General features: G+C 69.7%; 19 protein-coding genes. 7 read left to right on the forward strand and 12 right to left on the reverse strand.

What is annotated here, in order from left to right:
- Positions 1 to 107: 107 nt before the first annotated feature.
- From AABA78_RS21140 to AABA78_RS21165, 6 genes are all read right to left on the reverse strand, one after another.
- Positions 108 to 1,406, reverse strand: coding sequence for an AmpG family muropeptide MFS transporter (locus AABA78_RS21140; protein ID WP_338265053.1), 1,299 nt, complete (start codon positions 1,404 to 1,406; stop codon positions 108 to 110).
- 118 nt (positions 1,407 to 1,524) lie between these two features.
- Positions 1,525 to 2,484 carry a hypothetical protein gene (locus AABA78_RS21145; RefSeq protein WP_171414054.1) on the reverse strand — a complete coding sequence of 320 codons (960 nt, stop codon included), beginning with the start codon at positions 2,482 to 2,484 and terminating at the stop codon, positions 1,525 to 1,527.
- An 11-nt stretch (positions 2,485 to 2,495) separates the two neighbouring features.
- On the reverse strand, positions 2,496 to 4,070 hold the full coding sequence (locus AABA78_RS21150; protein ID WP_338265151.1) for a caspase family protein: 1,575 nt from the start codon (positions 4,068 to 4,070) through the stop codon (positions 2,496 to 2,498).
- A 62-nt stretch (positions 4,071 to 4,132) separates the two neighbouring features.
- Positions 4,133 to 4,927, reverse strand: coding sequence for an ACP synthase (locus tag AABA78_RS21155; protein WP_338265055.1), 795 nt, complete (start codon positions 4,925 to 4,927; stop codon positions 4,133 to 4,135).
- A complete protein-coding gene (locus AABA78_RS21160; RefSeq protein WP_338265056.1) occupies positions 4,924 to 5,466 on the reverse strand; it encodes an RNA polymerase sigma factor in 543 nt (180 codons plus the stop codon). Before AABA78_RS21160 ends, AABA78_RS21155 begins: the two co-directional genes overlap by 4 nt.
- A 28-nt stretch (positions 5,467 to 5,494) precedes the next feature.
- A complete protein-coding gene (locus AABA78_RS21165) occupies positions 5,495 to 6,493 on the reverse strand; it encodes a hypothetical protein (protein WP_338265059.1) in 999 nt (332 codons plus the stop codon).
- Between the two features lie 241 nt (positions 6,494 to 6,734).
- On the opposite strand from AABA78_RS21165, the gene AABA78_RS21170 reads away from it, so the two are divergent.
- Together AABA78_RS21170 and AABA78_RS21175 are read left to right on the forward strand one after the other, a co-directional pair.
- Positions 6,735 to 7,559, forward strand: coding sequence for a nucleotidyltransferase (locus AABA78_RS21170; RefSeq protein WP_338265061.1), 825 nt, complete (start codon positions 6,735 to 6,737; stop codon positions 7,557 to 7,559).
- Complete coding sequence (locus AABA78_RS21175; RefSeq protein ID WP_171414058.1) at positions 7,543 to 8,247, forward strand: metallophosphoesterase family protein; 705 nt, start codon at positions 7,543 to 7,545, stop codon at positions 8,245 to 8,247. The genes AABA78_RS21170 and AABA78_RS21175 overlap by 17 nt, the downstream gene beginning before the upstream one ends.
- 6 nt (positions 8,248 to 8,253) lie before the next feature.
- Here the strand turns inward: AABA78_RS21175 and AABA78_RS21180 are convergent, their stop codons facing one another.
- From AABA78_RS21180 to AABA78_RS21195, 4 genes are read right to left on the reverse strand one after another with little or no spacing between them, the layout of a single operon-like run.
- Complete coding sequence (locus AABA78_RS21180) at positions 8,254 to 9,714, reverse strand: DUF4340 domain-containing protein (RefSeq protein WP_338265063.1); 1,461 nt, start codon at positions 9,712 to 9,714, stop codon at positions 8,254 to 8,256.
- Positions 9,711 to 11,270, reverse strand: coding sequence for a GldG family protein (locus tag AABA78_RS21185; protein ID WP_338265065.1), 1,560 nt, complete (start codon positions 11,268 to 11,270; stop codon positions 9,711 to 9,713). The genes AABA78_RS21180 and AABA78_RS21185 overlap by 4 nt, the downstream gene beginning before the upstream one ends.
- Before the next feature lie 2 nt (positions 11,271 to 11,272).
- The gene (locus AABA78_RS21190) at positions 11,273 to 12,076 is read right to left on the reverse strand and encodes an ABC transporter permease (RefSeq protein WP_338265067.1); all 804 of its coding nucleotides are present in this window, start codon (positions 12,074 to 12,076) and stop codon (positions 11,273 to 11,275) included.
- A 17-nt stretch (positions 12,077 to 12,093) separates the two neighbouring features.
- Entirely contained in the window at positions 12,094 to 12,837 is a 744-nt protein-coding gene (locus tag AABA78_RS21195; protein ID WP_171414047.1) for an ABC transporter ATP-binding protein, read from the reverse strand.
- Positions 12,838 to 12,879: 42 nt separating this feature from the next.
- Between AABA78_RS21195 and AABA78_RS21200 the strand changes: the two genes are divergently transcribed.
- Positions 12,880 to 14,073 (forward strand): aspartate kinase, encoded by a 1,194-nt coding sequence (locus tag AABA78_RS21200; protein WP_171414046.1) that lies wholly within the window; start codon positions 12,880 to 12,882, stop codon positions 14,071 to 14,073.
- Between the two features lie 163 nt (positions 14,074 to 14,236).
- Positions 14,237 to 16,822: a N,N-dimethylformamidase beta subunit family domain-containing protein gene (locus AABA78_RS21205; RefSeq protein WP_338265070.1), complete on the forward strand. Its 2,586-nt coding sequence runs from the start codon at positions 14,237 to 14,239 to the stop codon at positions 16,820 to 16,822.
- Here the strand turns inward: AABA78_RS21205 and AABA78_RS21210 are convergent, their stop codons facing one another.
- Both AABA78_RS21210 and AABA78_RS21215 read right to left on the reverse strand, forming a co-directional pair.
- Entirely contained in the window at positions 16,823 to 17,764 is a 942-nt protein-coding gene (locus AABA78_RS21210; protein ID WP_338265072.1) for an ATP-binding protein, read from the reverse strand.
- An 81-nt stretch (positions 17,765 to 17,845) separates the two neighbouring features.
- Positions 17,846 to 18,496 carry a hypothetical protein gene (locus AABA78_RS21215; protein WP_338265074.1) on the reverse strand — a complete coding sequence of 217 codons (651 nt, stop codon included), beginning with the start codon at positions 18,494 to 18,496 and terminating at the stop codon, positions 17,846 to 17,848.
- A gap of 294 nt (positions 18,497 to 18,790) precedes the next feature.
- Here AABA78_RS21215 and AABA78_RS21220 point away from each other — a divergent pair, with 294 nt between their 5' ends.
- The 3 genes from AABA78_RS21220 to cglF all read left to right on the forward strand — a co-directional run bounded on the left by AABA78_RS21220 (position 18,791) and on the right by cglF (position 24,234).
- Entirely contained in the window at positions 18,791 to 22,387 is a 3,597-nt protein-coding gene (locus AABA78_RS21220; protein WP_171414042.1) for a tetratricopeptide repeat protein, read from the forward strand.
- An 8-nt stretch (positions 22,388 to 22,395) separates the two neighbouring features.
- Positions 22,396 to 23,826 carry an adventurous gliding motility TPR repeat lipoprotein GltE gene (gltE, locus tag AABA78_RS21225; RefSeq protein ID WP_370469477.1) on the forward strand — a complete coding sequence of 477 codons (1,431 nt, stop codon included), beginning with the start codon at positions 22,396 to 22,398 and terminating at the stop codon, positions 23,824 to 23,826.
- A gap of 141 nt (positions 23,827 to 23,967) precedes the next feature.
- Positions 23,968 to 24,234 carry an adventurous gliding motility protein CglF gene (gene cglF, locus AABA78_RS21230; protein WP_171414040.1) on the forward strand — a complete coding sequence of 89 codons (267 nt, stop codon included), beginning with the start codon at positions 23,968 to 23,970 and terminating at the stop codon, positions 24,232 to 24,234.
- Positions 24,235 to 24,271 lie beyond the last annotated feature (37 nt).

The following is a 24,271-nucleotide window of genomic DNA, read 5'->3' on the forward strand; positions in this document are numbered from 1 at the left end:
GCCGAAGTCGCGTCCCCTGTCCGGCGCCGCACCGGCATTGACGCGCTTCCGTCCAGTAGCGGGCGGGAGCGCGGGGAGTCAGGACGGGGACGCGTGTCCGGAAGCCGTCAGCGCGCCACGGCGACGGAGGCCGCGGTGGAGGAGGCGGGAGGCAGGGCCTCCGGCGCGGGGGGCTCGTCCTCCTGCGGCTGGGCGGCGTGCTCCGGCAGGAACATCAGCAGCACCAGCGCGGGGATGGCCGCCGCGGCGGTGAAGGCGAAGAACGTGGGCCAGCCCATCCACGTGGCCAGGTAGCCGGACACGGAGCCGATGAGCCGGTTGGCGATGGTGCCCAGCGCGGACAGGAGCGCGTACTGCGTGGCGCTGAAGCTCTTGTGGCACAGCGACATCACGAAGGCCGCGAACGCCGTGACGCCCAGGCCCGTGCACACGTTGTCCACCGCGATGGTGCCCGCGAGCATCAGGTCGTTCTTGCCCACCAGCGCCAGGGCCATGAAGGCCAGGTTGGTGAGGCCCTGCGCGGCGCCGAAGATGAAGAGCGCGCGGCGCATGCTGAGCTTCACCATCAGCACGCCGCCCAGCAGGCCACCGCCGATGGTGGCCACCATGCCCAGCGTCTTGCTGAGCGCACCAATCTCCGTGTTGGAGAAGCCCAGCTCGATGTAGAAGGGCGTCACCATGCTGGCGGCGATGGCATCCCCCAGCTTGTAGAGCACCAGGAACGCGAGCACCCCCAGCGCGTACTTGCGGCGGAAGTAGTCCACGAAGGGCCGCACGACGGCGTCCGCCAGGTTGCGCGGAGGCCGCACGCTCTGGGGCTCCGGGGCCAGCAGCGTCGCCACCACGCCCACGATCATGAGCAGGCCCATCACGTAGTACGTCCGGGACCAGCCCAGGTGATCCGACAGGATGAACGCGAGCCCGCCCGCGACGAGCATGCCCATCCGGTAGCCGGTGACGTACAGCGAGTTGCCCAGCCCGCGCTCCTCCATCGTGAGGATGTCCGTGCGCCACGCGTCCGCGACGATGTCCTGGCTGGCGGACAGGAACGTCACCACCACGGCCATGCAGGCCATGGCGATGGGGGCGTCCTTCGGATTCACCAGGCCCATGGCGGAGATGGCGCCCATGAGCAGCACCTGCGTGAGCAGCATCCAGCCGCGCCGCCGGCCCAGGAAGGGCAGGCTGTAGCGGTCCATCAGCGGCGCCCACAGCACCTTGAAGGTGTAGGGAATCGCCACGAGGCTGAAGACGCCAATCGTCTTGAGGTTCACCCCCTCGTTCTTCATCCACGCGGACAGCGTGACGCCGGTCAGCCACAGGGGGAGGCCGGACGCGAAGCCGACGGCCATCAGGAGCCAGACGCGCCGGCTCTTCAAGACGGTGAGAAGCGAGGAGTTGGGCATGGGGGCGCGGGAAAACAGCCGCCAGCATAGAGAATCCACCCCGCGCGTCACCTATCGAAGGCCAGGGAATGTCCGCCCGGCTGCTGTCCGGCCCTGAGCCCGGGCGGCCTCTTCGGGGCTACGGGTTCAGCGCGGACACGTCCGGGCAGCTGCCCCGGTCGCCCTCGGTGGGGTTGAGGAAGTCCCAGTTGCGCTGCATGAAGGTGATGCGCGTCCGGGAGTCCCAGCACTCCGTGTACTGCGCGCCCTTCGCGTCCCCCTCCAGGATGTTGAGCACCAGCACGCCCCGGCCGTCCGGCGTCCAGCGCGCCAGGATGTCCAGCGTCTCCAGGAGCCCGCCGGGAATCAGGTCCTCCCCCGGCAGCCGGAACGCCATCTCCCCCAGCCCCTCCGGCGTCTGACGCGACGCATAGCGCGTGAGGGGCACCGTCGCCCCCGCGCCGGTGAAGAGCAGCTCCACGCGCGTGGGCAGCGCCTTCGTCTGGTAGCCGATGTCCAACCGGTCCAAGGCCGTCGCGTCTCCCGTGTCGAAGCCATGGGCGCGGGCCTGCTTGAGGTCCAGCGCGAGCGTGCCCTCACCCTTGCGGATGCCGCCGTCCGCCTTGAAGGTGCCGGGCAGGTAGGTCCACCACGCGCTCTCGCCGCCGCCGTTGGGGCGGAACTGGAGGAGGTACGCGAAGGAGGCGCCCTGGCGCTCCATCACGAAGCGCAGCTCGTGTCCCGGGTGGTCCTGGGCGGGGAAGGGGCCCCAGATGCGGCGGTCCGTTTCGCGTGTGGTGGGCGGGGCGTCGCGGAACAGCTCCAGCAGGGAGAGCAGGCCGTCCACGCTGGTGTTGAACCGCGTGCCCGCGGTGTAGGCCTGGAGCGCGAGCTCCGACGTGCCGCCCAGCACCTGCGACGCGCTCAGCCGCTGGGCGCGCGTGCCCAGGCCCTGGCCGGAGCGGGCGGTGTCCGGCAGCTTCGCGGCCAGGTCCTCGCGCTGGGGCAGGGCGTTGTGGAACTCCAGGTCGTCGTTGGAGAAGTCACCGCCGCACGCGACCGCGAGGAGGCAGGGGAGGGCCAGGGCCAGCTTTCGCATCACGGGGTCCCTCATGGCTCGTACGTGAGGAGCGCCGCCAGCTCCCAGAACCCCAGGGAGCGCTGCGCGTCGACGGTGTATTGGAGGTACTGCAGGCGGCTGCGCGCGGTGAGGTTCAGCCGGCGCGTGAGCTGGAAGCGCGCGCCGGTCGCCAGGCCCGGCGACACCATGGCGAAGCGCTGATCCGGGAACGCCCCGTCGTCGAACTTGCGGCCCATGACGAGGTACGCGACGCGCACGCCCACGAATGGGGAGAAGCGGCCCACGGGCCACTCGGCGGTGAGGCTGGTGCCCACGTTCACCACGGAGTAGCGGTACGCCGGCCCCTCGAGCGTGGGCAGCGCGAGCACGCCGTTCGTGCCGCCCACCGCCGCGTCGAAGCCCCAGACCCAGTCGCGGCGGAAGTAGTCGTGCAGCTCCGCCTCCGCGCCGAACAGGGGCACGGAGAGGAAGAGGGACTCGCGCGTCGGTGCGTCGAAGAAGGACTGGAAGCCGCCGGTGAGGCCGAAGGTCCACCAGGCGCCCTTGTCCAGCATGGCGCCCTTCACCGGGTCGTCGGAGAAGGGCGCGTCCTTGAAGCGCGGCTCCTGCAGGATGGTGGTCCGGCCGCGCGCGACCTCCACCTCGCCGATGCGCAGCCGGTCGCTGAGGCGGCGCTTCACGCGGTAGGTGCCGGGGGCCAGGGCCACGCGGCGCTCGGTGTCCGCGGCCTTGTCCAGCTCCGCGACCACGCTGCCGCCCGGATCCACGAAGTAGTAGGCGCCCGCGGGGGCGTTGCCGGGGACGACCAGTCCTTCGGCGCTCGCGCGCAGGTCGGTGAGGACCAGGTCGCCGTTGCCCGCCAGGTCGTAGCTGAACGTCGGGTGCTGGGGGCCCGCGCTGCTGTCGGCCGTGTCCGCGACGGTGCGGGCGTAGGCGTGCGAATACGCCTCGAAGAGCGTCACGCGTCCGTCGCCGCTGCGGTCCGCGTCGCCCAGCAGGCCGCTGGCCAGGTGGTGGGAGAAGTAGCTGCCGCCCAGCGCATCCGACTCCTGCGAATCCTCGTCCGCGGCGCTGGAGGTGAGGATGACGACGCCCCGGGCATCGCGTGCCGCGCCGGACTCCACGTCGAAGGCCGGGGCCTTGCGGGCGCCCTTGGTGCGGGTGAGTGCGCCGGAGCGGCAGGAGTCGAGGATGGCGATGCGAATGTCCACGGGCGCATCCGCCAGCCGGCGCTTGAGCGCGTCGAAGGCGAGCTGTGATGCGCCCAGCCGCAGCGCTCCGTTCTTCGCGTGGCCGGAGTAGTAGACGAACAGCGCGGTGCGCTCCCCGCGAGCCTGGGCCGCGCGGGCCCGCTGCTCCAGGTCCGACAGCGCGACGAGGAAGTCCTTCGCGTCGTCATCCAGCAGGAGCTTCGCGTCGGCCGGCGCCACGCCGCCCAGCCGCGTGAGCAGGTCGTGCATCTTGCGCGCATCGTCGCGCGCGTAGCTCAAGGGCCGCGTGTCCGCGCCGCCCGTGTCGTTGCCCGCGATGAGCGCGAAGCGGTGCAGCGTGTCCGCGTGCGCGGCGGTGGAGGCCAGGACCAGGGCGGGAATCGACGCCCGCATCGCCGAGGCCCACGTCGACGGAACACTCCATGACGCTCGCGCCTGTTTCACGGGCCCGTCACTCATGGCTTCTGGAGGATCCACTGCGTCTGCGAGCCCGCCACGTCCAGCGGCGCCATGCGCGTGACGTCACGGCCCGCGGCGTCGAAGGCCTTCCGGGCCGCGTCGCTCAGCGCGTCCATCGACACGGGCGCATCCGTCAGCACCAGCACCACGCGCTCCGAGCCAACGCCGGTGAACTCCACGCTCTCCGGCAGCCAGTGCTGTCCCGCGCCCGGCTCCACCGCGAGGCTGTCCCCGGACTCCGGATACAGCGGCGTCACCTCGCCCTGTGCATCCACCGACAGCGCCGCCACGTAGCGGTACGCGTCCGCCGTGTAGCCCAGCCGCACGCGCTCGCCGGGCTGGAGCGCTTCCGGGGCCTCCGTGCTCGCCACCCGCTGCGGATCCACGCCCCCACCGATTCGCAGCTCCGCGCCCGCGCCGCCCTTGAGGCGATTGCCCGCCACGGGAGGCCGCGCCGGATCCGCCGTCCCAGGGGTCTCCAGCAGCGGACGCGCCAGCACGAGCACCAGCACGGACGCCGCCACCGCCATCAGCGGCCGGACCCACTGCGCGCGCGTCGCCGGCTGCGCGGACTCCTTCGCCTGCCTCGCGCGGGCCCGCTCCACGCCGGCCTCGAAACGTTCGAACGGGACTTCCGCTTCGAAGGCGGCCTGCTCGTCCACGAAGGCCCGGAGCGTCGCGCCACAGGCCTCGCACGCTTCCACATGCTCCCGGGCGCGGGTGGCTTCCGGGGCGGGCAGCTCGCCGGCGTGCAGGCGGCGCAAGGTCCAGCTCGATTCATGCGCGCTCATCGGACGCTCAGCTCCTCTCCACCCAGCTCCGCGAACTGCTCCAGCCGCTTCCTCACCGTGGGCACCGAACGCCCCAGCACCGCGGCCACCTCTTCCAGGGTCATCCCGTCCACGTGGTAGTGGATGGCCGCCGCCTGCGTCTCCGCGTCCACCCGGGCCAGCAGCTTGCGCACCAGGTCTCGCGTCTCCATCGCCTCCGCCCCGCCGTGGCCCTCCGAACGGGCCGCCTCGTCCCTGGCGAACCACTTGCGCCACGCCGCCCCTTCCGAGCGCAGCTGGTTGAGGCAGTGGTGCGTGGCGATCTTCATCAGCCACGTGAGCGGTGACGCCTCCGCCCGGAACGAGTCCCCGTGCACGAGCACGCGGGCGAAGACGTCATGCATCGCGTCCTCCGCCCGGCTCGCGTCCTTCAGCAGGTAGCGGCAGCGCTCACGCACGCTGCCGCCGTACTTCACGTACAGCTCGCGCAGGACGGCCCGCCGGTCCTCGTTGGGACGGGGAGGCACCACCTTCAGGGCCAGCGGGGTCGGTCCGGTCACGCGCGGCTGTAGCCTACCGCGACCCGGCTCACAGCGACGAGTACACCGCCGCCGTGAAGCCGCCGCAGGCCGCCTCCGCCTCGCCGTAGCCCACGCGCGGGTCCAGGCTGACGCGGAAGTAGGTGCTGAGGAAGTTCGTGTCCCAGCACTCGTTCAGCGTGGCCTCGCCCAGCAGGTCGCCCCCCGTCACCTTGATGTCCGAGCGGCCCGCCCCCGTCGCCGTCCAGCGGCTCTTGATGGACAGCCGCTCCAGCTTCGCGCGCAGCGGGTCGCCCTTGTCGATGTCCTGGTTCGTCGCGAACTCGAACTCGCCGCCCGCCGTCGCGGACGCCTTGTAGTGGTAGTTCCCGTCCACGCGCTTGCTGGCGTCGTTGTCGTCACGCACCTGGTGGAAGTCCGCGTCCACCGTGGCCTCCGCGGTGGCGCTCGGGCGCGCGTAGCGGATCTCCACCGTGCCCACGTGGTCGTCCGCGTCCGGCAGCGTGTGCGCCGCGTCCCAGTCAATGAACAGCTCGCCGGAGCCATAGCCCTTCACGCGCTCGCCGTCCGCGTCCACCGCCACCTGCTGCGTGCCGGACAGCACCGCCCGGAAGGCGCTGTCCTCCTCCGTCTTCGCCTTGCCCTCCAGCACCCAGGAGAACGACGCCTCCCCCGACTTCGTCACCGTCAGCCGCCACGACGTGGGGCTCAGCGCGTCCGTGCTCGGGCCCCACACCGCCTTGTTCTCCTCCAGCGTCGTCGGCGGGTACCTGGTGATCTGCTCGATGAGGTTGAGCACCCACAGCGTGCCGCCGTTCACCGCCACCGTGGCGCTCACCGTCGCCTGGTAGTACTCCGCCTTCTGCCCCTGGCCGTACTGCGCGGAGGGGCCGGCCGCCGTCAGGCCCTGACCGTTCTGCTTCGGCGCCTTCACCTGCGTCATCTCCTTGGAGGGCAGGCCGTCACGGAACGTGTCCGCGTCGTTGCTCTGAGCGTCGTTGCAACCGGCGAACAGCAGGGAGGCACAAAGCAGGCTCTTGCGCAGCATGGTCGGATGTCCTTTCGGGGCCCGTCGTGCGGGCCGTGCGGCAGGGAATTCGCCCCTATGGACACCGGCCGGGCGAAAAACAGAAAAAGGGCTCGCTTGGGTGGGAAAACTTCAACGAAACCGGCCCCTTGGCGGCTGGCTGCCTGCTCCCCGGCCGCTCGCGCCCGCTTGCCCGACGGCTGAAATGGGCCATCCCTACCTTTCGCCCATGGAAAAACGACACCCGAACCATCCCGGGGAGATGGGTACGGACGCCACGCTGGCCGAGCGGGAGCGTGCGCCGGACGAGATCAACGCCCGCGCCAGAGCCGTCGGTCTGCTTCATGAGGCCGGGGTGCCGTTCGTGGTGGGCGGGGCGTATGCCTACGCCACCTATACCGGCATCTACCGCGATACCAAGGACCTGGACCTGTTCCCGCGCAAGCAGGACGCCATCCGCGCCCTGGACGTGCTGGAGAAGGATGGCTGGCGCACGGAACGCCCGGACGAGGTCTGGCTCTACAAGGCCTACAAGGGCGACTACTTCGTCGACTTCATCTTCTCCTCCGGCAACGGCGTGGCGACGGTGGACGACGAGTGGTTCACGAACGCCAGGAAGGCCACCATCTTCGGCTACGAGTGCCTCATCGCGCCGGCCGAGGAGATGATCTGGTCCAAGGCCTTCGTCACCGAGCGCGAGCGCTATGACGGCGCGGACATCAACCACCTCATCCTCAAGGCGGGGCGGGAGATGGACTGGGACCGCATCCTCCGGCGCTTCGACCGCTACTGGGAGGTGCTGCTCAGCCACCTGATGATGTTCCGCTTCGCGTACCCCAGCGAGCGCGACATCGTGCCCAACTACGTGATGACGGAGTTGATGAGCCGCACGCTCCAGACGGTGCGCGACGGCCGCTGGGACGAGAAGCTGTGCCGGGGCAACCTGGTGTCCAAGGTGAACTACCACGTGGACATCCACCACTGGGGCTTTGGGGACGGCAGGGCGTGGGACGAACAGGACAGACCCGAGGGGGGCACCCGTGGCGCGAGATCCGAGCTCGAAGATTCGGCTGGCAGCGGTCGGTGATCTGCACTGCCGGGATGATCAGCACGGGCGGTTCCGCCAGCTCATCAAGCAGGTGAACGCCTCGGCGGACCTGCTCTTGCTGTGCGGTGACCTGACGGACCGCGGGATGGCGGAAGAGGGCAAGGTGCTGGCCGAGGAACTCTCGGCCTTGCGCGTCCCGTGCGCCGCGGTGCTGGGCAACCACGACTACGAGCACGGGCAGGTGAAGGACATCTGCACGGAGCTCTCCAAGGTCGGCGTGCACATCCTCGACGGGGACCACTTCATCTTCGAGAAGACGCTCGGCGTCGCGGGGGTGAAGGGCTTCGGAGGCGGCTTCGGCAACGCGACGTTGCAGGCGTTCGGCGAGGGCCAGACGAAGTCCTTCGTGCAGGAGGCCGTCACGGAGTCGCTCAAGCTGGAGGCGGCGCTCAGCCACCTGGACACGCCCAAGAAGGTCGTGATCATGCACTACGCCCCCATCCCGGAGACGCTGGAGGGGGAGAACATCGAGATCCGCCCCTTCCTGGGGACGAGCCGCCTGTCGATGCCCATTGATCACTACGGCGCGGCCTATGTCTTCCACGGCCACGCGCACCACGGCGCGCGCGAGGGCAAGACGAAGAGCGGCATCCCGGTGTTCAACGTCGCGATGCCGCTGCTCACCAAGTTCACGCCGGAGCAGCGCTTCGCCCTGTTGGAGGTGTAGCGCTCCTCAGGGCGCGGGAGCCCCGCCGTCCAATACTTCGGGCGGCGCCTCCTTCAGGTCCGCGGCGCGCGTGGGCAGGTCCGCCACCGCGCCCATGGACACCTCCACCAGGTCCGGCCCGGAGCCCCGCGCGTAGAGCCGATCCTCCGTGTCCGGCACGGCGTCGCCCAGCCACAGCCGCGCCAGCTCGCGCCCGTCCGCGTCGCGAAGCACGACGCTCCGGGACGTGTCGGTGATGCCGTAGCGCTCCCAGCGCTTCACCTTCGCCTCGCCGAACGCGGCGGCCTTCAGCGCTTCCAGCCGGCCCAGCAGCTTCACCACGCGGAAGCGCAGGGCGGGTCCGCCTTCGGGGCCTGCCACCTGCCACGCCTCGCTGTTCCCCTCGCCGCGCGTCACCACCACGGGGGCGGCCTTGCCTCCGGGACGGAACTCCAGGCGCCGCACGGCGTCGCGCGGAAACGAGAGCACGCGCCGGTCCTTCAACTCCGGCGCGCCCACGTCCAGCGTCGTCAGCGCCCGTGCATCCACCTCCGCCAGCGTGGACTGCGAGCCCTGTTCCCGCAGCGCATGGACGACGGGCGCGCCATCGCGCGTCACCTGGGCCAGCCGGACGCGGATGGGCTCACCGGAAGCAGGGACGAAGCGCGCGTCCACGACGGGCGTGTCCAGGCCCAGGGCCTTCCGGGTCGCGGCGGTGTCCTGGGGGAAGGACAGGGCCTGCTGTCCCGCCAGTTCCTTGAGCAGGTCCGACAGCCGGCCGGCATTCGCGCGGGTCTGCTCCGGCTTCTCCATCCGCCACGACTTGCCGTCCGCCTCGCGCGTCAGCACGTAGGCGTGGTCCTTCGCCGTGATCTCGATGGACTGGAGCGTCGCGAGGTCCAGCGGCCCCAGGAACTCCTTGGCGCGCAGCTCGAAGGGGCCCTTGTCCAGCGAGTACCGCACGGCCCCGTCGGCCGCGTACACGGTCGCGTCGCCTTCGCGGCGCACGTAGACGGAGCCGTCGAAGGGGTTCTCATCGCCACCGGCCAGCGTCACGGTGCGCTGGCGGGACGGATCCTCCGCGCCCTCGCCGTTCGCGTCCGGCAGGTACGCCCGCGCCGTCACGGTGAACGCCGGGGACGTGAGGCCGTACTTCTTCAGGTCCGCGTCCGATGGCGAGGCGTTCACGGTGGCCTTGAACTTCGCCGAGGTGAGCTGCTGCACCAGGGCCTCCACCGCGTACGGATCCGCCTTCGCCTCCACGGGCGACACGAGCCGCCAGCCCTCCGGTGTCCGCTCCAGCTCCGTGGTGGCACCGCGAGCCTTCACCGTCAGGTGCGTGAAGACGGGGGCCGCATCCGGAGTCGCCCCACGTCGAGGCTCCGCGGGCTCCGTCGCGAAGATCTTCGGTGGAGCCGGAGGCTTCTCCGCGTCGCGCGAACACCCGGCCGCCAACAACCCCAGCATCACGACAGTGGAAGTCCTCACCGGTTCCTCCGCGACAGCCAGACCGCGAGTCCCACGCCCAGCAGCGACAGGGGAAAGAGGTCGGTGGAGACGAAGCGCAGGGTCCGCATCTGGTCCTCGCTCAGCTCCAGGGTGGACGTCTCACGGTCGGGGGGACGCAGGGTGATCTTCTCCACCTGATGGGACGCCCAGCCCAGGGCGTTCATCACCAGGTTGCGGTTGGCCTCGTAGCGCCAGTTCGGATCCAGCAGCAGCTCCGACTCGCCCACCGCCACCAGCCGCGCCTCGTCGAAGCGCTTGTGCTCCGCCGCGCGCGTGTCCCGGGACGCGGCCGCCACGAGCGTGAGCTGCCCCATCTTCTCACCGCTGGACGGGGTGGTGTCCTCCAGGGGGCGCGACTCCACCCACGCATAGGGCGAGCTCAGCAGCACGGGCTCCACCGTCACTCCAGGCAGCAGGAAGCCCTCGCGGATGAGCGTGAGGCTGCGCGCCGTGGGCAGCTGCACGTTGAAGCCGCGCTCCTGCAACGGCCGCGTGATGGCGTGCTTGCCGTAGAAATTCGACACGAGGACGAACGGGTTGCCCGAGTTGAACCGCGGATCCGCCGCCACGCCGTCGTCCACCTGCACGCCGTAGTCCGCGAGGAACAGGCCCAGCCCGTCCTCCGTGTTCGCGTCGGTGAAGTACAGCAGCCGGCCGCCCTCACCCAGATAGGTGCGCAGGGCCGCCACCTCCGGCGCCGTGTAGTCCTGCTTCGCTCCGGCGATGATCACCAGCCCCGCGTCGCGAGGCACCTCCTTGCGGCCCAGGAGGTTGAGCGGTTCGGGGCGGTAGCCCTCGCGCTGCAGCTGGCGGCGGAGCTCCGACAGTCCGTCCCCACCGGGAGGCGGCTCCAGGGGCCACTCGCCGTGTCCTTCGACGAAGTACACCTTCTGCGCGCCCGTCGCGCCCAGCTGGAGCAGGGCGTTCGTCAGCTCCTGCTCGGCGGGGAGGGGCAGGGTGGTGTGGGGCGCGGCGTCGCCCTCGCCGCGCGAGATGACGACCAGCGTCTGTCCGTCCTTGAGCTGGTACTGCGCGGCCAGGGACGGCTCGCGGCGCGGATCCACGAAGGCGTAGTCGAACACCTCCGGCGCCGCCTCGTGGTAGCGCCGGAACAGCTCCTCCAGCTCGCCATAGGACGGGTGCGTGGGTGGGATGAGCGCCAGCGCGTGCGCCTTCTCCTTCAGCCCCGCCAGCGTCTGCACCGTCTGCGGCGCGAGCGAGAAGATGCGCGCCTGTGTCAGGTCCCACCGCTGGTTCTCGCGGAACGCGACGACGTTGAGCGCCACCAGCACGCCCAGCACCGCCAGCGTGGTGAGCACGGAGGACGCGAGGAACCGTCCCGTGCGGCGCGTTCCCGCGCGTCCCAGCTCCCGCCGGTGCGTGACGATGTAGGCCGCGACCATCGCCGCGCCCAGCACCGCCTTGCCCCCCGCGAGCGCCACGCTGCCGGAGGTGAGGAACAGCGTGAAGGGGCTGGACAGGAGCAGCAGCAGGCCGAAGGCCCCCAGCACCCTTGTGACGTGGTTCGCTCTCATGGTCACGCGTAGCGCTGCGCTTCCACAGCGCGGTGGGTGAGCAGCAGCGAGAACAGGATGACGGACGCGAAGAACACCAGCGCCTGCGCCTCCAGCATGCCCTGGATCATCCCCTGCAACTGCGTGTCGAAGGACAGGTAGGAAAGGAACGAGCGCAGCGGCTCCGCGGTGGACTGGGCCACGCCGCGCAGGAGCATCCACGGTAGCAGCACGGTGAAGGTGAGGAACGCCGCCAGCATCTGGCTCTCCGTCAGCGCGGAGATGAACAGGCCCACCGCCATGCAGGTCGCGCCCCACAGCAGCACCGCGCCGTAGCCCAGGAGCACCGTGGGCCACTCCAGCGCGGAGCCGGACGGGCCCGAGCCCACCACCGACAAGAGCACCGGGAACACCAGCGTCAGCCCCAGCGTGACGAAGATGAGCCCCAGGCCGCCCAGGTACTTGCCCAGCACGATGTCCACCGGCCGCACCGGTGTCGTGAGCAGCAGCGCGAACGTCTTCTGGCGCTTCTCCTCCGCGAACAGCCGCATGGACAGGAAGGGCGAGACGCAGAGCGTGAGGACGAGCACCACGCCCCACAGCTGCACCACCACGCCGTCGGTGAGGTTGCGGTAGACGATGGAGTCCGGGGGCAGGCGGCTCCAGCCGTGCTCGCGCGCCAGGGACTGCACCTGCTGGAACTGCTCCAGCAGGCTGACGAAGAAGAACGACGAGAGCGCCGCCATCGCGGTGATGACGGCGTAGGCCCACGGGGTGGTGAAGGCGACGGCCAGCTCCTTGCGAGCGATGGCCAGGGCGGTGCGCATGCGCTGGGGGCTCCTGTTCAGGCGGCGGTCAGCTTGATGAAGACTTCTTCCAGCGACGCGTGCTCGGCCTGGCCATGGGACTTCGCCAGCCGGTCGATGGCGTCATGGGCCACCACGCGGCCCTGGTGGAGGATGAGGACCTTCTCGCACGTCACCGTGACCTCCGGGAGGATGTGCGTGGACAGCAGCACCGTGTGCCGGCCCGCCAGGCTCCGGATCAACGCGCGCAGGTCCGCGCGCTGCACCGGATCCAACCCCTCCGTGGGCTCGTCCAGGATGAGCACCGGCGGCGAACCGAGCAGCGCCTGCGCGATGCCCACGCGCTGCTGGTAGCCCTTGGACAGGTTCTGGAGCACGCGGCCCATCACGTCGTCCACACCCGTGAGCCCCGCCACCCGCGCCACCTCCGCCTTCACCGCGCGGCCGGGCACCTGCTTGAGCGCTGCGACGAACGCCAGGTAGCCGTGCACCGTCAGCTCCGGGTACAGCGGCGGCGTCTCCGGCAGGTAGCCGATGCGCCGTTTGACCTCCATCGGGTGCGTGGACACGTCGAAGCCCGCCACCTTCACGCTGCCCTCGGACGGAGGCAGGAAGCCGGTGAGGACCTTCATCGTCGTGGACTTGCCGGCACCATTCGGGCCCAGGAAGCCCAGCAGCTCCCCCTCACCCACGGTGAAGGACAGGTCCTCGATGGCCACGCGATCGCGATAGCGCCGGGTGAGGTTGCGCACCTCGATGATGGGCTTCTCGGTGATTGGCATGCGCGGGAGCGAACTCTACACTGCCCCGGAAGCGAGGCGTGGATGCCAATCGTGGTTCAGAAGTACGGCGGCTCATCGGTCGCTGACGCGGAGAAGCTCGGCAAGGTCGCGCGCCGCGTGAAGCAGAAGCGGGACGCGGGCTATCAGGTCGTCGTCGTCGTGAGCGCCATGGGCGACACCACGGATGACCTGCTGTCGCTGGCCAAGAGCGTGTCCCAGGATCCGCCGCGGCGTGAGCTGGACATGCTCCTCACCTGCGGCGAGCGCATCTCCATGGCGCTGTTGTCCATGGCGCTCCAGGAGCAGGGCGTGCCGGCCATCAGCTTCACCGGCAGCCAGAGCGGCATCATCACCAACGACGCGCACGCCCAGGCGCGCATCGTGGAGGTGCGCCCCTACCGCATCCAGGACGAGCTGGCGCACGGCAAGGTCGTCATCGTCGCGGGCTACCAGGGTGTCTCCTACAAGAAGGAGGTCACGACGCTGGGGCGCGGCGGCTCGGACACCACCGCGGTCGCGCTGGCGGCGGCGCTGGACGCGGAGGCGTGTGAAATCTACTCCGACGTGGACGGCGTCTTCAGCGCGGATCCGCGCGTGGTGCCGGACGCGCGCAAGCTGGAGTCCTTGAGCTACGACGAGATGCAGGAGCTGGCCAGCGCCGGCGCCAAGGTGCTCAACGCCCAGGCGGTGGAGTGGGCCAAGGCGCGCGGCATCACCATCCTCGCGCGCACCGCGCACGGCCAGGGCACCGGCACCAGCGTGCAGGAGCTCGCCGTGCCCACCGACAGCCGCGTCAAGGGCGTGACGGCGGACACGGAGATGGCCGTGCTCGTCGCCCAGTCCAGCGTGCCCCTCCAGGAGCTGCTGGAGTTCCTGGACGCGCGCGCCGTGCGCGGCCGCACGCTCGCCCATGACGGGCTGCCGGGCGCGCCGGGGCGCACGTACCTCGCGGTGCCGCTCGCGGACATCCACGGCCCGGAGGCGCTCCAGCGCGAGCTGGCCACGCGCTTCGGCGCGGGCGTGGAGTGGAAGGACGGCTGGGGCACCGTCACCTGCGTGGGCGTGGGCCTCAACGCGGACTGGGTGCCGTTGCGCAAGGCGCTGTCCGCGGCCGAAGCCCTGTCCGCCCGGGTGCATGCCGTGAGCACCTCGCCGCTGCAGGTGACCCTCCTGGTGGACAAGGCCCACCTCAAGACCCTCACGGCCCGGCTGCACCGCGAACTGCTCGGTAGCTGACACGGCCTTCGCGTGCCCGGCCTTTGTTGATCCGAGGACTTGCGGGCTGCCCCTGGGGACAAAACGCCATCTTTTGTCGAACTTCCGTTCCCAGGGAGAGCCGGGCGCTTCCCTCTGCGAAGTCGATGCCTACCCTCCGCCCTGAATACCTTGGAGGGTGGGCATGGGACACGGGCGTCGCTGGATGGGGCTGGGAGTGGTGCTGGCGCTCCTGGTGACGGGGGCGACCGGATGCAAGGACTCCGGTCCAGCACCCGGCACGCCGCCCCCTGGCGACCGCCATGATGATCCGCCCCTGAACAACAACGACGCGGGCGTCATCGGCCCGGACGGCGGCATCGTCGTTCCCGAATACGACGCGGGCGTCCCGGAGGACGAGCCGGACGCGGGCACGCTGCCCGACGGCGGCAGCGCGCTGCCCGAGCGCGACCCGGACGCCGTCCACAAGGAGAACCAGCGGAAGGGCACCACGGGCTGGCGCATCGACAAGAACGCCAACAGCCGGGAGATTGAAGGCTACGCCCTCAAGACCACCCTGACGCAGGGCGAGTCGCTGCGCGTGGCGGTGTCCCTGTCCGAGGCACGCAAGTTCAGCTGGTACGTCTACCGCCTGGGCTATTACGGCGGCGCCGGTGCCCGCGAGGTCGCGCGCGGCGGTCCGGTGCAGGGCACGCGGCAGGCGGACTGCCCCGCGGATCCGACGACGGGCATCATCGCCTGTTCCTGGTCGCCCACGCTGGAGATCCCCATCGGCGAGGACTGGGTGCGCGGCGTGTACGTGGTGAAGCTCGTTCGCGACGACCGGCCCTCGCGCTACGTGCCCTTCTTCGTGCGGGACGAGAACCCGCGCTCGGAGGTCGCGGTGCTCATCCCCACCGCCACCTGGGCGGCCTACAACACCTGGGGCGGCACCAGCCTCTACGATGATCAGAAGGGCGTGATGAAGTCGCACGGCGTCGCGCGCGCCTTCCAGTCCTCCTACGACCGGCCCTACTACCGGGGCCAGGGCTCCGGGCACCTGATGACGGACGACCTGAGCCTGGTGACGTGGCTGGAGTCGCAGGACCTGGACGTGGGCTACTTCACCGACGAGGACATGGACGAAAGCTACGACTTCCTTCGCGGCGCGAAGGTGTTCGTGATGTCCGGCCACGACGAGTACTGGTCCTCGAAGCAGCGCGACTTCGCGGACCGCGCGCTGTCGGAAGGGCGCTCCCTCATCAACCTGGGCGCGAACAACGCCTACTGGCAGGTGCGCCTGGAGCCCGCCGCCGACGGCCGCCCGCGCCGCGTGGTCACCTGCTACAAGGGCTCGCCCGAGGATCCGTACAAGGATCAGCGCAAGACGGCGAAGTTCCGCGACCTGCCCGCGCCCCGCCCGGAGAACGCGCTGCTGGGCGTGCAGTTCGCCGCCCGCTGGCACCAGTGGCCCTTCCCGACGGTCATCACCAACCCGGACCACTGGGCCTTCAGCGGCACGGGCTTCAAGGCCGGTGACACGCTGTGGATGGCCAACGGCTACGAGGTGGATCAGCTGGTGTCCAACGGCCGCCAGCCGGCCGGCGTGGAGGTGCTCGCGGAGTCTCCTTCGCTGTCGCTCCAGGGCGGCTTCGGCTTCGCGCACATGGTGGTGCGCAAGCAGGGGGACGCGTACGTCTTCTCCTCGGGTGGCATCGACTTCGTGCAGAAGCTGGCCGGGGTGGGGGAGAGCGTGGCGGATCCGCGCGCGGGCCGCATCGTGGCCAACGTGCTCTACAAGGCGCTGGGCCGGAAGCTGCCGGGCGACCTGGTGAAGTTCCAGCCCCCGGCCGCTCCCGCGCCGATGGGGCCGTTCGCGGCGTCCGTGACGACCGTGGCGGGGACGCCGGGCAAGCGCTGCCACTCGGACAGCAGGGTGGCGCCGGACGAACTGGGCGCGCCGCTCGCGGTGGCCGTGCTGCCGGACGGCGGCTGGGCGGTGGTGGACTCGCTGGGCAACAGCGTGAAGCGCGTGTCCCCGGACGGGAAGATCCGCACGGTGCTCACCAACCTCGCGGGCCCCATGGGCATCGCCGCGGACGCGCTGGGCAACCTCTACGTTTCCGACACGGAGAACGCGCTCATCCGCCGCATCACCCCGGAGGGCAGGTCGGAGGTGTTCGCGGGCACCTCGTGGGGCTACCAGGACGGCCCCGCGCTGGCGGCGGCCTTCAACCAGCCCGCGGGCCTGTCCTTCACGCCGGACGGCACCGCGCTGCTCGTGGCGGACCTGAACAACAGCGTCATCCGCCGCATCGACATGGTGGCGCCCGGCAACCCGGTGACGACGCTCCAGGGCGACTGGCTCTACCGGCCCTCCGCGGTGGTGCAGGCCGCGGACGGCACCACCTACGTCGTGGAGAGCGGCATGGCGCGCGTGGTGCGCGTGCGCGACGGCGTCACCACCGTGATGGCGGGCACCACGCCCGGCTACCGCGACGGCGACCCGAAGGAGGGCCAGCTGCTGCCGTACCTGGGTCTGGCGCTGCTGCCGGACGGCTCGCTCGCCATCTCCGACCCGGGCAACTACCGCGTGCGCCGGCTCGTCTTCAACGCCTCGGGCGAGCCGGAGAAGCTGACCACGCTCGCGGGCAGCGGCCGCTACGGCGCGGATGACGGCGCGGGCAGGGACGCCCAGCTGGTGCTGCCCGCCGGGCTCGCGGTGGGGCCGGACGGCACGCTCTACGTCGCGGACGCCGGCAACTCGCTGGTGCGCGCCATCAAGCGCTGATCAGCGGCCCGGGTTGCGCATGCCACCCATCGGCGGCGGCGCGTCCATCTCCTGCCGCGTGCGCCGCCGGTCCGGGGTGTCGCGCGGCAGCTCCACGAAGGTGCACATCTCGCAGAGCCGGCTGTAGATGCGCTCGCCCACGCGCTCGCGCAGCAGCTCCGCGTCCTTCATGGCGGAGCGGGCGTCGTCCGTGGCGCGGTAGCCCGAGGGCGCGCTGCTCCGGGCGCCCTTGCGCTCCGGCTCCAGCGAATAGTTCGTGGCGAAGAGCGTCGTGCGCCCCGCGTTGTAGCGCCGGGCGATCAGCTCATCGAGCGTCTCCATCTCGAAGGGGCTGCCGCGCCCCTTGCCCAGCTCGTCGATGGCGAGCACCTCCACCTCCGACAGCGGCCCGATGATCTCCCCGCCACTCTTTCCGTCCTGGAAGCCACGCCGGATGGTCGCGTAGAGGAGGGAGATCTCCACGTAGCGGGACTTCACGCCCATCTCCAGCACCAGGTGCCCGAGCGTCGCCGCGAGCAGGTGCGTCTTGCCCGTGCCCACCGGCCCGCTCAGCACGAAGCCCTTGTTGGTGGCGCCCTTCACGTACTGGTGGGCGAAGTGCATCGCCACGCCGCGGCCCCGGTCCTGCGCCTCGTTGAAGGGCCGGTAGTTGTCGAACGACGCGTGCGCCATGACGCCCGGCATCTGCACGTCGTTGTAGAGCGCCACCCGCGTGCGCCTGAGCGTGCACACGCACGGCTCCAGGACGTCATAGGTCCGGGCGCCCATCTTCGCGCTGAAGGTGCCTTCCTTCTGCACCAGGATGTGCCCGCGTCCACCGCACACCGGGCAATCCGCCGAGCACGTACACACCCGCGCCGACGCAAGCTCTCCGCGCCGCTCGATGAGGTACGTCCGCCCGCCGCACAGCCCACACGCCTCGCCGTTCGCCTTGGCAGCCATCGTGCCCTGCCAATAACACCGTCCCCCGCGCCCGTCAGCCCACTGACCGGCCGTTCAGGCGCGCGGAGGGAAACCCACCTCTCAGGTCTCCTTCATGTCCAGCCGCCGTCTGACGGCCGCCTGGAGCCGGAAGCGCCGGGCCACGCGCCGCGCGCGGGCCGTCATCAGCTGCTGTTCACCGGTGCGCGCATCGCGCCACACCGTGCGTCGCTCCGTGAAGGGCAGGGCGCGCAGCAGCGCCATCAGCGCCCACGCCTCCTGCTGATCCATCGCGGCGGGCTCGCGCGGCACGCACGCGAGCACCGTGTCCAACAGCCGGTGCACCCGGGGCGCCAGCGCGTCCTCACGCTCCGTCAAGGCCCGCAGCGCCGCGCACAGCCGCGCGTGCCGCACCTCTTCCCAGGAGCGCGCGGGGCGCTTCTTCGAGGTGGGAGGCGCCTCCTCACCCTGGCCCGCGGACAGGTCGCGGTACTTGCGGATCTCCGTCTCCACCTGACGCCGGCACGCGCGCAGCGAGCGCAGCACCGGCTCTCCGGGCCGCGCGTCCCACAGCGCCTTCTCCGCCGAGCGCGAGATGCCACGGGCCACGACCTCGAAGGGCACGCCTTCCTGCGCCCATGCGGTGACGAGCTCGGTGTCCAGCGCGGACAACATCAGGCCCGCGCCACGCACCGCGAGGAAGTAGTCCTGCACCAGTTCTTCGAAGCTGGCGCTCTCCGGCAGAAGACTCATGATCCGACAACCACTCCAGGCAGTGCGACCAGGCGAACAGCCGCAAGCTTCCCATACCCGTTGGGGCCGCCGGTGCAACCTTCCTGTCGCTGTCTGGAACGGGTCCGCGGCACAGCGAAATTGAAGTTTTCCCGCCTGCTATCCAACGGACCGGACGTCCGTCCGTCCAAGTTGACCCGCCTTGCGGAAACCGCGCATAGTACGGGTCCCCTCATGGAAATTCCCGAAGATTCCCGGACACTTGCCAAGCAAGCAGGCATCCAGGGACGCCGGTTCCCCGCTCCTAGGAAGACCATGCGCCGCTCGCTACTCGTTTGCCTCGTTCTCCTGACTTCCATGGCTTCGGCCCAGGAGAAGAAAGCACTGCGCGACGCTGACCTGGGCAAGAAGTCCACGACCACCGTGGACAAGTCCCTCGCAGGCGACATCACGCGCCCGAAGGAAGCCCAGCAGGCCGCTCCCGCGCTTCAATATGATCAGTTCCGCCTGGGCGTGGAGGTGCAGGTCGCCTCCAAGCGCCGCGAACAGATCGAATCGCTGAAGAAGATCATCTCGCTGTCTCCTGATCAGAAGGAGGCCCCCAGCCTGCTGTTCCGCCTGGGCGAGCTCTACTGGGAGGAGTCGAAGTTCTTCTTCTTCGAAGCCAACCGGAAGGACGACGAGCTCATCGTCGCCATGAACCGCAACGACGCCGCGGGCCAGCAGAAGGCCAAGGCGGAGAAGGCGGAGTTGATGGCGAAGGTGAAGGAGAACGGCAAGTACGCCGTCGAGCAGTACACGAAGATCGTCCAGGAGTACCCGAAGTTCGAGCGCACGGACGAAGTGCTCTTCTTCCTCGGCCAGTACCTGATGGAGGACGGCCAGGACAAGAAGGCGCTCGTCGCGTTCAAGCGCCTGGTGGAGAAGTACCCGCAGTCCAAGTACATCCCGGACGCGTACTTCGCCTTCGGCGAGTACTACTTCAACAACTCCAAGGGCAAGCGCCCGGAGCTGGAGAAGGCGCTCGCGGCCTACAAGAAGGCCGCTGAGTACCCGGAGAACCAGGTCTACGCCTTCGCCCTCTACAAGCAGGGCTGGTGCTACTTCAACATGGGCGAGTACGAGTCCGCGAAGGACAAGTACAAGACCGTGGTCCTCTACGGTGAGCTGGCCGGCGCCGGCGCCGTGGAGAAGGACGGCAAGGCCAAGGCGAAGGGCTCGCTGGTGCGTGAAGCGCGCGCCGACTACGTGCGCGCGTTCGCCCGCGAGGGTGACGTCACGCAGGCCCGCGCGGACTTCGGCAAGGTCGCCACCAATCCGGAAGACCGCTTCGCGATGATGAAGCAGCTCGCGAACCTGTACTACGGCGACGGCAAGGACCGCGAAGCGGCCATCACCTACAACTCGCTGATCAAGGAGAAGCCGCTGTCGCCGGAGGCTCCTGGCTTCCAGGGCAAGATCGTCGACTGCATCCTGCGCATGGGCAACAAGGAGCGCACCGTGGCCCAGGTGCGCCGGCTCGTGAAGATCATGAAGGACGTCGAGTCCTCCGGCGTCATCAAGGACGACAAGGACAAGAAGGCGCTCGCGGAGGCGAAGGAGCTGTCCGAGCGCACGCTCTCCAACCTCGCCGTCACCTGGCACAACGAGGGCAAGAAGACGCGCAACGAGGAGACCTTCAAGTACGCGGACGCCGTGTACAGCGACTACCTCACGCTCTTCCCGGAGAACCCCAAGGCGTACGACCTGCGCTTCTTCTGGGCGGAGCTCCTCAACGACAACCTGCAGAACTTCGACAAGGCCGCCGCCAACTACACGCTCGTCGTCCTCCAGGACGCCAAGGTGCTGGAGGCCAAGGACGACAAGGGCAAGCCCAAGCCGGGCAAGCCGGGCAAGTGGCTGACCAACGCCTCCTACAACGCTGTCCTCGCCTACGACGAGGTCGTGAAGGCGGCGGAAGCGCGCGGCGAGGCCAAGTCCGAGTCCGCCGGCACGGACATCCAGAAGAAGATCGCCATCCCCACGCTCAAGAAGTCGCTGCTCGACGCGTGCGAGCGCTACCTCAAGTACGTCCCCAAGGGCGACAAGCGCGTGGAGATCGCCTTCAAGGCGGCGAACATCTACTACCGCCACAACCACTTCGACGAAGCGGTGCTGCGCTTCTCTGAAATCGCGCTCGGCTACCCCGAGTACAAGTTCGAGGACGGCCAGCGCGCCGCGGAGATCGCCGCCAACCTCATCCTCGACTCGTACAACCTGCTGGGCGACTTCGCGAAGGTCAATGAGTGGGCCCGCCGCTTCTACGCCAACGACAAGCTGGCCACGGGCAAGTTCCGCGACGACCTGGCGAAGCTGATTGAGCAGTCGTCGTTCAAGCTGGTCAGCCAGCTGGAGGAGAAGAAGGAGTTCTCCAAGGCGGCCGAGGCGTACCTGAACTTCGTCCACGACTTCCCGCAGACGGAGATCGCGGACCTGGCGCTCTACAACGCGTCCGTCGACTATTACAAGGCGAAGAGCCTGGACAAGGCCATCGAGGTCCGCAAGCGCCTGTTCGCGGAGTACCCCCGGTCCAAGTACGTGCCGGACTCCATCTACGCGAACGCGGAGGCGCTGGAGGCCATCGGTGACTTCGAGGAGGCGGCGGGCACCTACGAGCTCTACGTGAAGGGCTACGAGCGCAACCTGAGCGAGAAGGGCGGCGCCCCGGCGGCGAAGGCCAAGGCGAAGAGCAAGGCCCGCGGCAAGGCGAAGCAGGCCTCCAACGACGCCGGCCCCGCGAAGCCCGCGGTGGTGCAGAAGTGGGACGAGTCCAAGGCGCAGATCGCCCTGTTCAACGCGGCCACCTACCGCGAGGGCCTGGGCCAGCTGAAGGCCGCGCTCAAGAACCGCGAGCACTACATCGAGCTGTGGCCCAAGTCGAAGGACGCCGAGGACGTCTTCCTGTCCATCATCGACCTGCACGTGAAGCAGGGCGCGTACATGAAGGCCATCAAGCTGCTGGAGGAGTACGAGCGCGACAACATGCGCTCCCAGAGCAAGTTCCTCATGGCCGAGGGCCGCATCGTCGACATCTACTCGAAGATGAAGAAGACGAACGACGTGCGCCGCATGAACAAGCGCATCTTCGAGTACTTCGACCAGCTGCCCCGCCGTCAGCAGACCGCGCTGGAGAAGCCCGCGCTGGCCGCCGCCGCGCAGGCGAACCTGCTGGCCATCGAGCCGGACTGGAACGAGTTCAAGCGCCTGAAGCTGTACTGGGGCGTGCCGCCGTCGCCGGAGCGCTTCAAGGGCTCGCTGGCGGACAAGGGCCGCGCGCTGGAGGTGGTGCAGAAGAAGTACGTGCAGACCGTGGCCCTGGGCGCCCCGGAGCCGGCCATCTGCGCGCTGCAGCGCATCGGCCTCGCGTATGACCACATGGCGGAGCTCGTCGTGAACGCGCCCATGCCGCGCGGCCTGGACGAGGAGTCGCAGCAGGCGCTGCGCGACGAGTTCAGCAACCAGGCGCAGCCGCTCAAGGACAAGGCCACGGAGGCCTTCTCCGGCGCGGTGGCCAAGAGCCGCGAGCTGGGCGTGTTCAACGACTGCGCCGCGGCGAGCCTGAAGATCCTCCGCACCACCTACGCCCCGGACCGCTACCCGGAGGTGCTGGAGGAGAAGCTCGCGCTGAAGAACAAGGAGCTGGTGCTGGGCGGCGACCTGCTGGCCGCCGTGCAGGACATCCCGCCCCCGGTCTCCAAGTCGGAGCCGGAGAAGATGGCCAAGAGCGAGGCGCTCAACGAGGACCTGTCCGCGCTGACCAACGCCCTCCGCCAGCAGACCGAGTCCGAGGTCGCCAAGCCCGCCGCCGCGTCCCAGGACGGCAGCGCCCCCAAGAAGACCGTTGATGATCAGGAGCCGGAGGACTTCCTCTAATGAATCGCATGCACCCGTTCCGCCCCCTCCTGCTGGCCACGCTGGCGCTGACCGCTGTCGGCTGCTCCACGACGCAGACGGCGGCCCCGTCGCCCGTCGCCAAGCCCGTCGCCGCCCCCACGGGCCCGGTGTCCATCTCCAACCGCGCCATGCTGCTGTTCGATGACGCGGTGAAGTCCTTCGACGCGCAGAAGAAGGCCAAGGCCTTCGACTACCCGTCGCTGGACCGCAAGTTCAGGGCCGCCCTGGAGGCGGACCAGAACCTGGCGGAGGCCGAGTACAACCTGGGCGTCATCGCCGAGCGCATGGGCAAGCCCGACGAGGCGAAGGCCCGCTACGCGGCGGCCCTCACCAAGAAGCCGTCCCTGCGGCAGGCGTCCGACAACCTGGCCATCATGAAGCAGAACGGTGGCGACGTGGCCGGCGCGGTGGCGCTCTACCAGGACGTGCTCACGCGCTACCCGGATGACGCGGGCTCGCGCGCGCGGCTCGCGGAGATCTACCGGCAGAACAACGACCACGACAAGGCGATGGAGCTGTCTCGTGCCGCGCTCATGCGCGACCCGATGAACACCAACGCCCTCAAGGTGATGATCCGCAGCTACCTGGACCGCAAGCAGCTGGCCATGGCGAAGCTCGTCGCGCTGCGCGCGGTGAAGCTGGACGGCACGGACCCTGAGCTGCACCAGGCCGTGGGCCTCATCCTCCTCAAGGAGGGCGACAGGGAGGGCGCGCGCCTGCAGTTCAAGAGCGCCCTGGAGGCGAAGGCGGACTACGTGCCGGCGCACGTGGAGCTGGCCCAGCTGGCGCTCAACGCGGAGGACTTCCCCGGCGCGGAGGAGCACCTGCGCCGCATCCTGCAGGCCGACGGCAAGAACGCCGCCGCGCACGTGGACCTGGGCATCGCGCTCAAGGGCCAGGGCCAGTACGACAAGGCCATGCAGGAGTACGACGAGGCGGAGAAGCTCAACCCCGACCTGGGCGCCACGTACCTCAACCGCGGCATCATCCTGCACAAGGTGAAGGACGCCCCCGAGCGCGCGGTGGAGCTCTACAAGAAGTACGTCGCCCTGGCGGGCGGCGAGGTCGCGCTCCATGCCGAAGCCCCCGTCTTCGGCCTCATGCGCGAGGCGGAGAGCATCGTGCAGGCCAAGCGCGAGGCGAAGGCCGCGGAGGACCAGGCCAAGCAGATGGAGGCCCTCCAGGCCCAGCAGCAGGCCGCGATGAAGGCGGAGGAGGCCAAGCAGAAGGGCACCCCCCCGCCGCCGGGCGCCGCGACGCCCGCGTCCGGCACCAGCACCGCCCCGCAGGCCACGCCGGCCAACGCGACGGGCGCGCAGCCGCCGGCCGCCACCCCCGCCGCGGGGAAGCAGGCGGCGCCTGCCCAGAAGAATGCAGCTCCGGCGGACTCTGAAGAGCCCACTGACGACCTGCTGTGATGTGGGAGACGCCCGCCAGTGGCTTCACGCTGGCGGCGCGGCTCGGGAAGATGCGAACCTTGAGAGCCCCCGCGCTGATGGCGGGGGCCGCCATGCGGAAACACCAGTGGGCCTTCGGAAGGGGCCCCACGTGGAGGCAGGATGCGGAAGTGGCTGATGCTGTGCGTGACGCTGTCGGTGGCCCCGGCCTTCGCCCAGGACGAGGGCGGCAAGGCGCAGGGTGAGGGTGGCGGCGCCAGGATGCAGAAGACGACCAACATCGACTTCGAGGACGACACCATTGAAGGTGACCTCACGAAGCCGGATGGCGAGTACGTCGAGGCGCGCAAGACCGTGAAGCACTCCAACCTCATCCGCATCCGCGAAGACTTCGAGGACAAGGTGATGCAGTCCGTGGGCGAGCTGTAATTCCCCCCTCCACGAACTGACGGCGGGAACCTTCCGC

It is taken from the genome of Corallococcus caeni (genome assembly GCF_036245865.1).
Taxonomy (GTDB): Bacteria; Myxococcota; Myxococcia; order Myxococcales; family Myxococcaceae; genus Corallococcus; species Corallococcus caeni.